The organism is Fodinibius sediminis, from assembly GCF_900182555.1.
GTDB classification, from domain to species: Bacteria; Bacteroidota; Rhodothermia; order Balneolales; family Balneolaceae; genus Fodinibius; species Fodinibius sediminis.
Window position 1 is genome coordinate 1 of sequence record NZ_FXTH01000007.1, and the last position, 14700, is coordinate 14700.

The 14700-nt window shown below is 46.4% G+C and carries 11 protein-coding genes and 1 pseudogene; 8 read left to right on the forward strand and 4 right to left on the reverse strand.

Features of this window, described 5'->3' with window-relative positions:
• From FN808_RS09070 to pelF, 3 genes and pseudogenes are all read right to left on the reverse strand, one after another.
• Positions 1–123, reverse strand: a pseudogene (locus FN808_RS09070) (IS1595 family transposase); the annotation flags it as partial.
• Positions 124–147: 24 nt separating this feature from the next.
• Positions 148–1113, reverse strand: coding sequence for a hypothetical protein (locus tag FN808_RS09075; protein ID WP_142714261.1), 966 nt, complete (start codon positions 1111–1113; stop codon positions 148–150).
• Positions 1097–2674, reverse strand: a complete 1578-nt coding sequence (gene pelF / locus FN808_RS09080) for a GT4 family glycosyltransferase PelF (RefSeq protein WP_142714262.1) — start codon at positions 2672–2674, stop codon at positions 1097–1099. Before pelF ends, FN808_RS09075 begins: the two co-directional genes overlap by 17 nt.
• Positions 2675–3622: 948 nt before the next feature.
• Between pelF and FN808_RS09085 the strand changes: the two genes are divergently transcribed.
• Positions 3623–5614, forward strand: coding sequence for a TonB-dependent receptor family protein (locus tag FN808_RS09085; protein WP_142714264.1), 1992 nt, complete (start codon positions 3623–3625; stop codon positions 5612–5614).
• 25 nt (positions 5615–5639) lie between these two features.
• Here FN808_RS09085 and FN808_RS09090 read toward each other — a convergent pair whose 3' ends face one another.
• A complete protein-coding gene (locus FN808_RS09090; protein WP_185958322.1) occupies positions 5640–6503 on the reverse strand; it encodes an SMP-30/gluconolactonase/LRE family protein in 864 nt (287 codons plus the stop codon).
• A 190-nt stretch (positions 6504–6693) separates the two neighbouring features.
• On the opposite strand from FN808_RS09090, the gene FN808_RS09095 reads away from it, so the two are divergent.
• The 7 genes from FN808_RS09095 (at position 6694) to ybeY (ending at position 14691) form a co-directional block, all read left to right on the forward strand.
• Positions 6694–7992 carry a PQQ-dependent sugar dehydrogenase gene (locus FN808_RS09095; protein ID WP_142714266.1) on the forward strand — a complete coding sequence of 433 codons (1299 nt, stop codon included), beginning with the start codon at positions 6694–6696 and terminating at the stop codon, positions 7990–7992.
• Positions 7993–8216: 224 nt separating this feature from the next.
• Entirely contained in the window at positions 8217–9128 is a 912-nt protein-coding gene (locus FN808_RS09100; protein ID WP_142714267.1) for a cation diffusion facilitator family transporter, read from the forward strand.
• On the forward strand, positions 9125–9808 hold the full coding sequence (locus FN808_RS09105) for an acyloxyacyl hydrolase (protein ID WP_142714268.1): 684 nt from the start codon (positions 9125–9127) through the stop codon (positions 9806–9808). The genes FN808_RS09100 and FN808_RS09105 overlap by 4 nt, the downstream gene beginning before the upstream one ends.
• Before the next feature lie 96 nt (positions 9809–9904).
• Positions 9905–10498, forward strand: a complete 594-nt coding sequence (gene msrB, locus FN808_RS09110; protein ID WP_246068321.1) for a peptide-methionine (R)-S-oxide reductase MsrB — start codon at positions 9905–9907, stop codon at positions 10496–10498.
• Positions 10499–10795: 297 nt separating this feature from the next.
• Entirely contained in the window at positions 10796–13693 is a 2898-nt protein-coding gene (locus tag FN808_RS09115; protein ID WP_246068322.1) for a protein O-mannosyl-transferase family, read from the forward strand.
• Positions 13694–13786: 93 nt separating this feature from the next.
• Entirely contained in the window at positions 13787–14242 is a 456-nt protein-coding gene (locus FN808_RS09120) for a hypothetical protein (RefSeq protein WP_142714270.1), read from the forward strand.
• 8 nt (positions 14243–14250) lie between these two features.
• Positions 14251–14691 (forward strand): rRNA maturation RNase YbeY, encoded by a 441-nt coding sequence (gene ybeY / locus FN808_RS09125; RefSeq protein WP_142714272.1) that lies wholly within the window; start codon positions 14251–14253, stop codon positions 14689–14691.
• Positions 14692–14700: the final 9 nt, after the last annotated feature.

The window sequence follows — 14700 nt, forward strand, 5'->3', positions numbered from 1 at the left end:
GCGCAACGAAATTCCGGTCAATTCGGCCGTTTCAGTCGCGGTTAAATCCAACGAAAAACATCGAATTAAATGCCGAAATTTGGCCTCAGAAATTCTTGAACGCTTGTAATACTTGTTATTCATTGTATAGCAATATGTTACAAACTTTTATAACATGCTATACTTCATAAGACCCTTAATATATTGGCGGACTTCGGGGTCCGGTGGGGTCTGTGTGACTAAATCCTGCTGATTATCATGAATTTGTCGTTTAAAATAGCGTCTTGCATAAACAGTCAGTAACACGGTCGTAAAGAACATTGCAATCCAGTGAGAGCTGTAAATATCCAGATTGAGTACTTCTATATTAAAAATAATGGAGAGCGTCCCTATCACAAAGATCACAAAAATAGAAATACGGCGTTTTAGGGCATATAAAATACCTGAAGCCAATAACAACAGGCTGATTGACACCATATACATAACCCCCAACAACACCATAGTCCTCGGGTAAAATGGAATAATAATATTTATTAATACAATAAGGAGAGCAACTGCTGCTATGCTCCAAAGCCCTCCCTTAACGACTTTTTTAGTACATTCGTAGGCCAAAAAGTAATTATTACTGCTTGTGTAACCGGATATAACGTGACCGAGAACCTGAATAAACCCACCAGTGATAATGAATGCTACTATGGTACCGAACGCTATAATTGTCGCCTGGGCCTCATTGAAGTCCAGCCAGGCCCAAAGCGAATAACGAAAGATAAATAAGGCGGCAATTTGGCTTAGAAGAGGTAATGAAAAAAGAAGACCCTCCGAATAGTATTGTGAAAAAAATTTTATTTGTTCCCATAGCCCAAAAGCGTATGAAATCTCATCATCTGGAGAAATCTTATATGATTCTCCCTGCCGGAACTCTTTTTTAAGGTCAACAGAAATTTGATCTGCCAAGCTGAAAATAGAATCATACCCAAACACTTTACGGGCATCTACTTCTCGAATTCCTAAGGACTCGATTGTGGCAGCAACGGCCCAAACACTGATAGGATTACCTATAAGCTCCTTAACTTGAGCCTTAAGTTGATCCTCGGAATCAATTGTAGCACTCTCTATATCAGATTTCTCTACCATACCTCTCCAGGTCTTGAATCATTGTAATTACCGAATCCAACTCGATGGCATGGGCAGCAGGTTCATTTTCCTGATTATGCAACTGTTTATAAATTTCATGATAATTTGCTACTGATTCAGTAATGGTATAATTCTCTAATATTCGCGCCCGTGCTTTTCTTCCAAGTTTTCTTCGCAATTTATCATTGGTTAATAATTTTATAACTCCTTCAGCTAATGCTTTAGCGTCACGGGGTTTACATATAACTCCAGTATCACCAATTGCCTCGCTGACGCCTCCCACATCTGTCGCTACTACCGGGCGGCCGCAGCTCATCGACTCAATAACGGTATAGGGAAAGCCCTCGGAAATAGAGCTTAAAATTGAAATATCTCCCTCGTTAAAAAGCAGATTTGGGCTATCATTAAATCCTCCAAAAACAAAATGATCCTCTAATCCAAGCTGTTCAACCAGCTGCATGCATTTTTGGGTATATGTTTTATCCACATCGAGGCTTCCGTATAAAATATATTGAATATCAGGAATTTCACGACGGGCATGGTCGCATGAACGGATCATCGTTTCGATGTCCTTTAACGGAAATACCTGAGCTGCTGCAACTACAGTAGGGATACCTTTGGTGTGCTCCGGTTTGGAACGAGGATGGAATTTATCGGGATCCACGCCATTATAAATGGGTTGAATTCGATCTTCCCCGGCCTCAAAATCGCTTTCCCACTTTGCATGAACGGACGTTACCGGGGCAATTATGTCTGCATAGTGATAGGCGGTTCGCGTTATAAATGTGGCCAGATCGATAAGCATCTTTTTGGAAAAGTAGGACATTTCGGACTGACTCACATTAACCAGTCGCTCGCGAATGTATACTCCATGATCAGTAAGGACCATGGGCGTGCCATATTCAAATTTTGCAGCTATAGACGCGATTGCCGGAAAACCGGCAAGGGTCGCATGGGTGGCGCTGACTTGCGGGAGCGGTACCGCAAGTGGCATCATGAAGTGATAGATCCACCGCATCCCGAAGGTAGCATCCTTCACACTGGGTTCTTCCTGGCGCTTAAGCTTGTTCCCCGCATTATATCTGCTCTTCAACTGCTTTTTGAATTCCGTCCATACTAAAGGACTGGACAGGGTTTCTTTATAGTCAAACGCCTGATAATACTTCCAGAATCCATAAATTAGCTCACCAAATTCTTTTGGTGAACTAAAAGGATCAAATAACCGATGAATGAAATCACGGAACATCGGGAGAAATAAATTCCTTATAGCAGATTGGTCTGTTTGAAATTTACGAAGAATATGCTCAGAAAATGGGGTTTGTTTGTCAAAATCGTGGACCGGTTCTGCCGATCCCCAAAGCGGTATATGAATAATGGATTTAATATTAGAGGACAAGGGATACCGGGATTCTACAAAAGGTAGTCCCGTTAATGGCAAAAGGATAAAATCAACCTCTTCCTCGAGCTCGCTGCACAGAATATGAGACCACGTAGATACTCCCCCGCCCGAATAGGGGTAGGTTCCTTCCGTCTCAAATAGTATAAGTGGATTTGCAGCCATACATTATATGTCTCATAAATCTTAAGCCAAGAAAAAAAACTCTTAAATACGTTTCTAAAGCATTGCTATCTGATCTCTATTCAATAAAATTGATTGTATTTTTTCAATTATAACTTGCAATTAAAAAGCAGGAATCAATTCACTTTCTACGACTATCCGTCAAAAAATAGTTAGCCATAATAATATATATGATTGAATCCTTCTTTTTTCATTTACAGTTTGCCATATAAAGAAATATCTTCTCATACTTTCTTAAAAGTTGTTATAAAATAGCACCTAATGATATATTAAAACACCTATTTTATATACTATCTATTTCATCCTTTCTTAATAGAAATTACGGCAAATTACTCCCTCTTTGAATTCCACAGATGTTAATGAATAAATAATACCAATTACCACACTTATCTATATATTTTTATATTGCTATACTAATATATTTATATCACCTAATTTTTTTAATCATTATTTACCTTATGACTAAATACAATATGTAAATGAATTCATTTTATACCAATATATAAAGTTCTGATAAGCCTAATATATTTGCTATTTATACGTCAACATATCAGAAAATAAGACATACTCCTATAGATCAGGGAGTATATTTACCAAATAGAATAGTTCAGGATTTTCCAGGTTTTAAGTTCAGCGTCTGCAGGTAAAACCCAGACCTCGACTCTCCTCCTGAAATTTAACTATCAGGGGCATCATTAAGGAAAACCTCCAATCTTACTTTTTAGTTTTGAAATGTACTCATATTATTTTATTGTCTTTGCAGTTTCACATGATCCCATGGAGCAATGTCCAAATATCCAGCAGTATTACACAAGGCTCCAACTTTAAATAATAACGAACCCAAAAGCCGAAACAGCAGTGTTGTTCTCCATTTCCATTCCATCCAACAGACGCAATCCCCTATGTTTAGTATTATGTCTGGTCGTTACCATGCTTACTCTTTCCAAACCTTCCACGGCCCAGATACAGCAGGATAGTCTGAGCATAGAGCTTGATCCTATTAATATTACGGCTATTCGCTCTACCATTGGCGTGGCTGATGCCCCGCTCTCACTAAGTATCAGCAGCCGTGATTTGCAAACGGTCAATCACACCTCCTCCCTGTCCCTGAAAAGCATCGGCGATGAGTTGCCGGGCCTCTGGGTGGGCGACCGCCAAAACTACGCGCTCGGAGAACGCATAACAATTCGAGGACTGGGCTGGCGCGCGCAGTACGGCGTACGGGGCATACAGGTGGTACTCAATGATATGCCGCTGACCATTGCCGACGGACAGGCGATGACCAATATTATCGACCCCGCCTTTGTACGACGGGCCGAACTGATTCGAGGTCCAGCCGCAACTTACTGGGGCAACAGCAGCGGTGGCGTGCTCTATCTGTCTACGGTTCCCAACTACGGCGCCGGGAACCACGGCCGGTTTCGCAGCATGGCGGGATCGTATGGAACCTTCAAACAGGAAGGCGAATTCTCTGTTGCTTCTGAAAACCACCGGATGGCTGCTTATACCAGCTACCTCACTTCCGACGGATACCGCGACTACAGTGCCGTGGATATTTTGCGTTCCGGCCTTACCGGTGCGGTAAAACTGACTTCCAGGAGCGAACTGAAATACCAGGGTGCCCTCGTCTATATGCCAAAGGCGCAGCACCCCAGCAGCCTCAGTGCGGAGGATGCCCGGGAAAATCCCACCATGGCTTCATCATATTTTCAAAATGCCAGGGCCGGCAAGGAAATTACGCAGGGCCAGGCGGGGCTGAGCTATATCCTGGATTCTTCTCTTGGTACCGTTAATGTCACCGGTTATGGTATCTATCGTGACCTGCAGAATCCCCTGCCTTTCGGTATTATAACGGTAGATCGCAATGTCGGTGGATTGCGGGCCACCCTCGACCAGACCACCGGACAGCTGGATCTGCAATGGGGCGGCGAGCTGAAAATACAACACGATGACCGCGTGGAATATGACCATGTTGGAGGAGGCGAACGCGGCGAAGTGACGGTCGACCAGCTTGAAAAGGTCAACAACCAGGCATTATTTGTCAACGGTACCTACAGCTTCGGTGCCATGAATCTATTGGGCGGGCTACGTTACGACCGGATGCACTTTTCAACGGATGCCCCTGCCCCCGATTTGTCGGGCGAACGAACTTTCGACTCCTTCAGCCCCAGCATAGGCCTCAGCTATCAGCCCCGTTCCTATACTGTATATACCAACCTGAGTACTTCATTCCAGGCTCCGACCACCACTGAACTTGTTAATCGACCGGAGGGCGGAAACGGCTTTAATCCGAATTTAAAACCTGAACGAACCGTAGGACTTGAAGCTGGAGTACGGCGCAACAGCGGTTCCTTCCAGTATGACCTGGCCCTCTATCACCTCTGGATCAACGATCTACTGTTTCCCTATCAGCTTGAGGTGGATGGACCAACATTCTACCGCAACCAGGGTGAAACAGCGCATATGGGTATTGAAGGCTATGTGGGGTATCGATTTTCAAGAGACTGGAAGGTGACAGCAACGGCAAATATCATGGCTGCAGAATTCAAGGAAGCACAGACGCTGGAAGGAGAAGCACTGGACGGCAATACCATTCCCGGCATTCCCGATCACCGTTTGAATTCGACCCTGCGCTGGTCGCCCGCTAATTTTTTGAGTTCCCTCTCATACGAATATGCGAGCAGTCACCCGGTAAACAACCTGAATACCGAAGAAAATGAGGCCTACCATGTACTGGATTTCAAAGTTAGCTATCAGCTGCATTTCAATAGAAAGAACGTGATGCTGCAGCCGTTCATCAATATCAACAACCTTCTGGATGAGCGGTACAACGGAACGGTCGCCATCAACAACCCCGGTGGAAACTATTATGAGCCTGCCCCTGGCCGCAATTGGCAGGCCGGCATGGCCCTTAACTTTTAAAAAGGTATTTTGAACAGCAGGGAGGCTATTTATTAATCCCTTCGGCCTTCATCGGTAATTTATATATGGCTGAGGGGGTCGTGATAAAGAGGGTCTTGTTACCATTCCCGCCCCAGGCCATATTGGTGGCCCGTACCGGCAGGTCGATCTTTTCAATCTGTTCACCGGACGAATTAAACACGTGGATGCCGGCGGGCCCGGTACTGTATAGCCGTCCCTCCCTGTCCATCACCATTCCATCGGCAGAGCCGCTTTCGGCCGAAGCACCCACGCTCGCAAATAACTCGGGCTCTTCAAAGGTTCCGTCATCGGCTATCTCAAAGACCATTATATCCCCGGACTGAGAATCATTGACAAATATTTTCGACTCACTCTCATTTAGTACTATTCCGTTGGGAGTCTGAAAGCCGTCAAAGAGCATTTCAGGCTCTTCTCCCTCGCGGAGAAGATAGACCCCGCTGAACATTAGTTCTTTATCACTGTCGCTTACGCCGAAAGGCGGATCCGTGAAATAAATACGGCCGTCCGAGGCTATCGTCAGGTCATTGGGACTATTGAATCGCTTGCCCCGGTAGCTGTCGGCCAGCAGCACCATTTTCTTGTCCGTGTTGACTGCAGAAACTTTCCCATCGTGCTGGACCAGGATGAGCCGGCCGGAGGAATCCATGGCTATTCCGTTGGAATGACCCGAGGGCTTGAGGAAAATTTGTGACTCCATCGATCCGGGGATCCATTTATAGATCGTATTGGCGGGAATATCACTAAACAGCAGGTAGCCCTCGCTGTGCCAGAATGGTCCCTCGGTAAAAGAAAAGCCATTGGTAACTTTTTTGGCTTTATCGTCGGTTACGGTCTGCTGGGCAGCTCCAGCCATTGTCCACAATAGCATAATCCCTGATATCAATAAAAGTCTCTTGTCCATACCGGTCCTCTTTACTGGTTACAGTTGTCGTCTTCTCCTTGTAGTCGAACGAAAAAAATCATAATTCCCTGCAGTATAAAAAAATTATCTGGAATGAAATACCATCATAATTTATTATTAATGAGTTAATTGAAATTACCAACCTAAAATTAAGCATATGAAATTGCTCAAAACAGGGATTATAATAGTCTTGGGATTCGTTATAACAAGTTGTGGAGGTTCTTCTCCTTCTTCTCAGACACTGAATTTTGCGGAAGACAATGGGGGAATCACCTTGCCTGATAATTTTAAAGCTGTAGTTGTTGCCGACAGTATAGGCCAGGCTCGTCATATAACAGCTGCTGAAAACGGGGATCTTTATGTAGCACTCTCTGAAAAAAAGAACGGCGGCGGAATTGCAGCCCTGCGTGATGAGGATGGAGATGGAAAAGCCGACCAGGTTGAATACTTTGGCCCGCATACGGGTACCGGCATTCAGTTGTACAACGGCTACCTGTACTCCTCTTCTGATACCTCCATCGTTCGTTTTCAGATGACGGACAACCAGCTGGCTCCGCAGGGAGAACCGGAAATGGTAGTAGAAGGATTCCCCAACCAGAGTTCGCATGCCGCCAAATCGTTTACCTTCGACCAGTCCGGCAATTTATATGTCAATATTGGCGGACCGTCCAATGCATGCCAGGAAGAACCGCGTACACCGGGCTCCCCCGGCCAGGATCCGTGTCCCCAGCTCGAGAATCACGGGGGTATCTGGCAGTTCGCCGCGGATGAGGCCGGACAGACCTTCCAGGAGGACGGCCAGCGCTACGCCACGGGGATCAGGAATTCGGTTGCCCTCGACTGGAACAATAATGCCGATCAGCTCTATGTTGTTCAGCACGGACGCGACCAGCTCAATACCCTGTGGCCCGACTATTTCAACGTTGAGCAGAATGCCGAACTTCCGGCCGAGGAGATGTTTGCGGTAAACGAAGGAGATAATTTTGGCTGGCCCTATGTCTACTACGACTGGCAAAAGGAACAAAAAATGATAGCCCCGGAGTACGGCGGTGACGGAAAAACACCTGCTGAAGAAGATAACTATGAAAATCCCATCATCGCCTTTCCCGGCCACTGGGGACCGAATGATCTTCTCTTCTACAACGGAAGCCAATTCCCTCAGGAATATATAAATGGTGCTTTTATCGCATTTCACGGAAGCTGGAACCGGGCCCCCGAACCGCAGGCAGGTTACAATGTTGTCTTTGTTCCCTTTGAGGGAGAAAACGTCAGCGGAGACTATGAAGTGTTTGCTGATGGTTTTAAAGGCCAGGAGACCCTGACCTCTCCCGGAGATGCCGAAGCACGTCCCACCGGCCTTGCCATTGGTCCCAGTGGTTCGCTCTATGTGGCTGATTCTCAGAACGGTAAAATCTGGCGTATTGTCTACAGCGGTGGCGAGAACAGTCAGCAGTAACAGTTTCTTCAGGCTGCAAGTCAGGCCTCTTGTCCCGGCGGGGCCTGAACAGCTAAAGGAATAGCTTTATTTACAGAGCAAACAGAGCTTTTCTTTTGAAGTGTGGGCCCTGGCCGGGCTCACACTTTTTTTATGGAATAGATATTCTTTTTGGTACTCCCTTAAATTTACTATCATAAATTCAATTTTTGTTGTCACTAACATACTAAAAAAACAACCCCTCCATGGCATCCGGATCCAAGAAAGTTGTATATGCGGCCCTCATCGCCAATGCATTTATCGCCGTCATAAAGTTCATTGCCGCAGCCATTACCGGCAGTTCAGCAATGTTTTCCGAGGGCATTCACACTACCGTTGACACCGGAAACCAGATTATGCTTCTGCTGGGATTAAGAAGAGCAAAAAAACAGCCTGATAAGCTGCATCCTTTCGGTTATGGTAAAGAAATTTATTTCTGGAGTTTTGTTGTCGCCATCATGGTGTTTGCCATTGGAGCCGGCATTTCCATTTATGAAGGTATACACAGCGTGATGGATCCGCATCCCGTTGAAAATGCCATCGTGAGTTATGCTGTATTGGCCACGGCGATGGTCATTACTGGAATTGCCTGGTATTTTGCCTGGAGGGAGTTCATAAAGGTCAAAGGCGATCGCGGTTATTTTGAAGCCGTACAGAAAGAGAAAAATCCAACAACCTTTGTTGTCCTTTTTGAAGACTCGGCAGCCCTCCTGGGACTATGTGTTGCCATGGCCGGTATTGCAATCAGCCAGTGGACCGGAATGCCTGTCTTTGACGGTATCGCCTCAATCATTATTGGTTTAATATTAGCCACCACCGCTACCTGGCTGGCTTATGAAACCAAAGGCCTGCTTATCGGAGAAAGTGCTGACCCACAGATTCTACGTGAAATTGATGAAACTATCTCCACCTATGATAGTATAAAAAATGTCAACGAGGCTTTGACCCTTCACATGGGACCCAACTTTGTCTTGTTGAATCTCAGTGTGGATTTTCAAGATGGGCTGACTGCAACAAAAATCGAAAATACCACCGAGGAGCTGACAATAGAAATTAAAAAAAGGTTCCCGCTTATAAAACGGGTTTTTGTGGAATCGGAAAACGCCAGCGATACATGAACATCGGTACGCATAATTTGAATACCGTGGGCCTTTTATGCTTTTTCATTTGTGTCTTCTGGGGCCCCGTAACCGTACAGGGGCAGGCGCCTGCTGCTGCCGACAGTGTCGCTGAACGACCGTCTTCTGAACCTGCCAGATATCAAAAGATGGTGCATCCGCTGCAGCATCGGAATGAAGTGTCACTTTGGGCAGGCTTTGCGTTTGATTCATTTAGGTTGTGGGGGAAAACGCAGGATGCACGAATCCGATCCCTGGGACTGCGTTACAAGCGCAAACTTTTAAATTACCGTAATATGATAGTGGAATACGGATTATCAACCAATCTTTATTCCAGCTATTCCTACCAGGGATTTGAACCATACAGATACCGGAGCACACTTTCCGGCTTCGGCATTTCTCCACTTGGATTTCAGGCAAATTTTATCACCGATCGGAAGGTTCAGCCTTTTATCAATACCTCGGCCGGACTAATGTTTATGGAAGCCCCCTTTCCCGATGACCGGGGAAAAAAACTGAACTTTACCTTTTATGCCGGCGGCGGTCTCGAAATCATGCTATCCCGATCTGTATCGCTCTCGCTCGGCATAAAGTACCACCACCTTTCAAACGGCGATCGCGGACAAATCAACCCAGGTGTCGATTCCAATTTTTATTATACTTCCATCACCATATTCTAACGGAAGATAGAATTATTTCAGGGACTGACTCGTTATAGGATAAACACAGTGCACAACAGGCGGGGTATCTTTGCCCCTGAAACCAAGGCAATTTACATGATGAAGCTCTTACCGTATACGCTAATCTTTCTGGTGGTGGCTGTCCTCACAACCAACTGTAACAATACTGACCCCGACGAAAACAGGCACGCAGCCGGCATATCGATGACTGCGGGGCATCCTTTGACCCTGGAACAGGCCGATACGGTCAAGGAGGAATATGAAGTTGTGAAATCAGAAGCCGAGTGGAGGACGATTCTCAGTTCCGGGGAATATAGAATCCTGCGTAAACGAGGCACAGAGCTGCCTTTTATTAACGAATATTACGATAACAAGGAGGAAGGTATTTATTACTGCGGAGCCTGTGGACAACCTATTTTTACTTCTGAGACAAAATATAAATCCGGTACGGGGTGGCCCAGTTTTTGGCAGCCGATCGATCCATCAGCAATAGGCACAAGAGAAGATAACAGCTTGTTTATGACCCGGACGGAAGTGGTATGTGCACGCTGCGGCTCACACCTGGGACATGTTTTTGAGGACGGCCCGGAGCCCACGGGCCTTCGCTACTGCCTGAACTCACAGGCTCTTGACTTTGAAAAGATGGACCTTTCTTCCGTCGATGTCCGGAATCTTCCGGTTAAACAGTAAATTGCATGATGCCCCCCCTGCACCTTATTGACCGGCAGATACAGAATCTTCAGCTCCAGTCCCATACCTTTCGTGCGGCACTCGGTCAGTTACGGTTTTCTTCGTGAACTGGTATTCCTTCAAAAATAGCTGTATCATTTTGAATCTATCATACCTATGGCTATTATTGCCTGCCTGAAAGAGATATTAACCACATGAATGACAAAACAGGTGCGAATGTTTTCAAATCACAGAGCAACCAATAGGACCTTAGGCCTATTTACCTTACTTGCTTCTCTGATCTTATACTTTGTTACGATGGCTCCAACGGCCAGCTTCTGGGATGCCGGTGAATTTATTGCCGTCGGTCACGGGCTTCAGGTAAATCACCCCCCGGGAGCCCCCTTCTATTCCCTGCTTGGACGCCTGTTTTCAATGTTTATGCCCACTGGCTATGTAGCCGCAAGTATTAACTTTATCAGTGTTCTGAGTTCGGCTCTGACGGTTATGCTGCTCTATCTCATTATCGTTCGTCTTGTACGTGAATGGAAAGGTACACCGGATGAAATGCTGCCTATTGAGAAGATTGGCATGTATGGCGGAGCCCTCATTGGAGCATTTACGTTTGCCGTGACCGATACCTTCTGGTTTAATGCCGTCGAAGCTGAAGTTTATGCCGTCTCCATGTTTTTTACGGCAATAGTGGTATGGCTGGCTCTTGTCTGGGCCGAAAATCACGACAGACCCTATAATGAGCGGTGGCTCTTACTCATCGCCTATCTCTTCGGCCTGGCTCTTGGAGTGCACCTGCTGAACCTGCTTGCCCTGTTTTTTGTAACGCTGATCATTTATTTTAAAAAGAAGGAATTCGACATTGCCTCTTTTGCGGCATCCTCCGCCATTGCCGTGGCCTCTTTCCTGCTGATATATCCCTTTACCGTGCAGTCCCTCCCATCCATTATGGAGGGGATGACCCAGGCCAGCTACGGGCTTATCGGCCCCATTTTCTTTATGACTATTGTAGCCCTTTTACTTGGCTGGGGAGTATATTACACGCATAAAAATAATTATCGCATTGCCAATATTGTGTTTCTCAGCTATGCGCTCATCATTATTGGCTACTCTTCTTACGCACTTATTTTTATCCGTTCAACGGCCAACCCTCCCATTGATGAAAATGATCCCGAAACGGTGGAGGCTTTTATAAGCTATCTGGAACGTGAGCAATATGGGAATACCCCGCTTTTAACAGGACACACCTTCAGTAATGAAAAAGGAACGATTGACCGGGAACAGGAAGTATTCTTTCCGCGCAGGTACTCCACCAGTCCCCAGCATATGCAGCAGTACGCCCAATATTCCAGCGATCTGGATTTCTTTCTCGGCTACCAGCTGGATCACATGTACCTTCGTTATTTCGCCTGGAACTTTATCGGCCGGGATTCCGATATCCAGGATGCAAGCTGGCAATCCGGGTTTTCTGAAACTGAGAATGAAGATAATCCAGCCCACAACAGCTATTTCTATATCCCCTTCCTGCTGGGATTATTCGGGATGATATTCCACTTCCAAAATGACTGGAAGCGAGCCCTGTCCGTGCTGGTGCTCTTCATTATGACCGGCTTTGCCATCATTGTGTTCCTTAATCAAACTCCCATGGAGCCCCGTGAGCGGGATTATGCCTATGTGGGATCCTTCTTTGCCTTCTCAATATGGATTGGATTGGGCAGCATAGGACTTATTGAACTGGTCAAGGAATATCTCAAGTCCAGCAAGGTCGCCGCTTATGCATTACTTGGCCTTCTTTTCTGTGCCTCCCCCCTGCTGATGGGCGTGCAGAATTTCCAGGATCACGACCGCAGTGAGCGTTATGTTGCACCCGACTACGCCTACAATCTTTTGCAGTCAACAGCCCCCAATGCCATCCTCTTCACCAACGGTGACAACGATACCTTTCCGCTTTGGTATATTCAGGAGGTAGAGGGCGTGCGCACCGATGTCCGCATTGTCAACCTGAGCCTGCTCAACACCGACTGGTATATCAAACAGCTCAGGGATCAATGGTCCCACGAATCCCCCCCCCTGCCCATCTCTCTGACCGATGATGAGATCGAGCAGATGACCAGCAGCCTCTCGCTTCATCAGCCCGATACCATTAGCATTCCGGTCAACAAGGATCTGCTGAAGCAAGCTTTTTCAGGGGCTAATGAGTACAAGGAAACCATTGGCGTAACCCCCGACACTTCACTTCAGATTTACAGCAAGGGCATTGGTTTTGGTATCCCTGTTGACTCTCTGGATGCCGAGGTAAGCTGGTACTTTGAAGGCCGTTCCGCAGGACAGGGACCGCAGGGCAACACCCGCTACTATACCCAGGTTCAGGATGAAGTCATCCTCGATATCCTGCGCAACAATAAATGGCTGAGACCCGTCTATTTTGCCAATACGGTCTCTTCCCAAAGTCAGCTGGGCTTACAGCCCTATTTCAGGTTCGAAGGCAAAGCGTTTAGAATCGTCCCCCAGCGACATGAGAACGCCGGATACGGGTGGATTGACCCCTCGATACACGCTAAAAGACTGGAGGATTTCCGTTTCCGCGGCTGGAATAATCCGGATGCCTACTTCGATGAAAATATACGCCGCATGCTCGGCAACTATCGCTTTAGCATTACTGAGCTGGCCTCCAGGTATAAAGAGATAGGCATGCCCGACAGCGCAAGCTACTGGCTGAAGTGGGGGGAAGAACGTATTCCCTTCGACGTTACCGGCAACAATGTGAATTCCATCACACTTTATGCCTACAGCTATGCAAGCGCCGGCAGTGACAGCAGTGCCGTTGATCTTGCCCGAAAGGCTGAAAAACAACTTCTCGAAGACCTGAAATCGAATATGAATGACTTCGACAAGTTACAGCAGGAATTGGCAACCGTGGATACCGAGCTAAAATCTGCGAGAGAAAATGCCGACGTTGGCAGGCGTCAGGAACTGCAGAGCAGAATGCAGCAAATTTCCTCCCGCCGTCAAAGAATTACCCAGGATATCTCTTTTGCCATTAGTCATCTGACCATCGTGCAGCGCATCTACTTTATGACTGGCCGGGATGAACAGGCTATGCAACTTGCCGGGCAGGTAGACTCCATTACCGGTGGACGTGTTTCAATACCGACCAGCAGGGAAGAAAACAAAAAACAGTTTGATCAATTTCAGCTCGATTGATCAGCGGTGCCATAGAGACTTTAATTTCTTATTCTAAATTGCACGTTGTATATTTGATCATTCTTTAATAGTTAGCGATAAAGCCACTGATTCATGGTTCACGAGTTTACCAAGGAAAATATTGATGCTATTGCTGAGATCCTCCAAACACAGGCCAAGCCCCTGGGTAATGATGTCTACCGGCTGGAGGTCGTCAATGAAGAGGAACCTCGCAGGCTCGCCCTGGAAATTCACCTGGGGCTGGATGTCAATGGAGAACGTCTGAATATGGTCTCGGTCTATGCCCAGAACACCTTTCTGCAGCTTCATAACTGTACAGCCTTTATTGCCAGCGACATGCTGAAACAAGTCACCTTCTTCGGACGCCAGGATGACCGCACATCAGGACTGATCATTGAACAGGGAGCCGGTTGCAGCCTCTATGCCAATGTAAGCGAGACGATTTTAAACAGTGATTTCACCCAGCTTCCCGAAGATCTCATGATGTGTGCCATCGCCCTTTCTCTTACCGAATCGATTGATCCCGACAGCTTTTCATTTGATGAGTGATCTTTGAGATGGCAGCCCCCTCTCACGCCAATATTGAAGTGTTCAACGAGACAGACAACAGGCTTCCTATCTCCCGTGCCGACTGTCAGGCTATTGTCACTCTGATTATGCAGCACGAGGACTGTTCATTCCGCTTTGTGGAAGTCGTATATGTTGATGAAGAAGAAATCATCCGCATCAATAAAGAATATCTGGATCGCGGCTATGTGACTGATATCATCTCCTTTCGATATGATGAAACAGACGACAATGAAGAGATCGAGGGCACCCTGTTCTGCTGTCTGCCCCGCATTCGCGAACAGGCCCATGAATTCAATCAGTCTGAAAAAAAGGAATTTCAGCGCATTCTCATTCATGGGCTCCTCCACCTGGTTGGATACGACGATCAGTCAGACGACGATAAAAAAAATATGAGCTCCCGGGAAAATTTTTATCTTGACCATATATAAAGATGAAAC

Excerpts from the sequence above, each read along its gene's own strand:
- FN808_RS09090 (WP_185958322.1), bottom strand. The coding sequence starts at position 6,503 with ATGCTATTGTGGACAATGGCTGGAGCTGCCCAGCAGACCGTAACCGAC.
- FN808_RS09085 (WP_142714264.1), top strand. The coding sequence starts at position 3,623 with ATGCTTACTCTTTCCAAACCTTCCACGGCCCAGATACAGCAGGATAGT.
- FN808_RS09105 (WP_142714268.1), top strand. The coding sequence starts at position 9,125 with ATGAACATCGGTACGCATAATTTGAATACCGTGGGCCTTTTATGCTTT.
- pelF (WP_142714262.1), bottom strand. The coding sequence starts at position 2,674 with ATGGCTGCAAATCCACTTATACTATTTGAGACGGAAGGAACCTACCCC.
- ybeY (WP_142714272.1), top strand. The coding sequence starts at position 14,251 with ATGGCAGCCCCCTCTCACGCCAATATTGAAGTGTTCAACGAGACAGAC.
- FN808_RS09115 (WP_246068322.1), top strand. The coding sequence starts at position 10,796 with ATGGCTCCAACGGCCAGCTTCTGGGATGCCGGTGAATTTATTGCCGTC.
- FN808_RS09095 (WP_142714266.1), top strand. The coding sequence starts at position 6,694 with ATGAAATTGCTCAAAACAGGGATTATAATAGTCTTGGGATTCGTTATA.
- FN808_RS09075 (WP_142714261.1), bottom strand. The coding sequence starts at position 1,113 with ATGGTAGAGAAATCTGATATAGAGAGTGCTACAATTGATTCCGAGGAT.
- FN808_RS09100 (WP_142714267.1), top strand. The coding sequence starts at position 8,217 with ATGGCATCCGGATCCAAGAAAGTTGTATATGCGGCCCTCATCGCCAAT.
- FN808_RS09120 (WP_142714270.1), top strand. The coding sequence starts at position 13,787 with ATGGTTCACGAGTTTACCAAGGAAAATATTGATGCTATTGCTGAGATC.
- msrB (WP_246068321.1), top strand. The coding sequence starts at position 9,905 with ATGATGAAGCTCTTACCGTATACGCTAATCTTTCTGGTGGTGGCTGTC.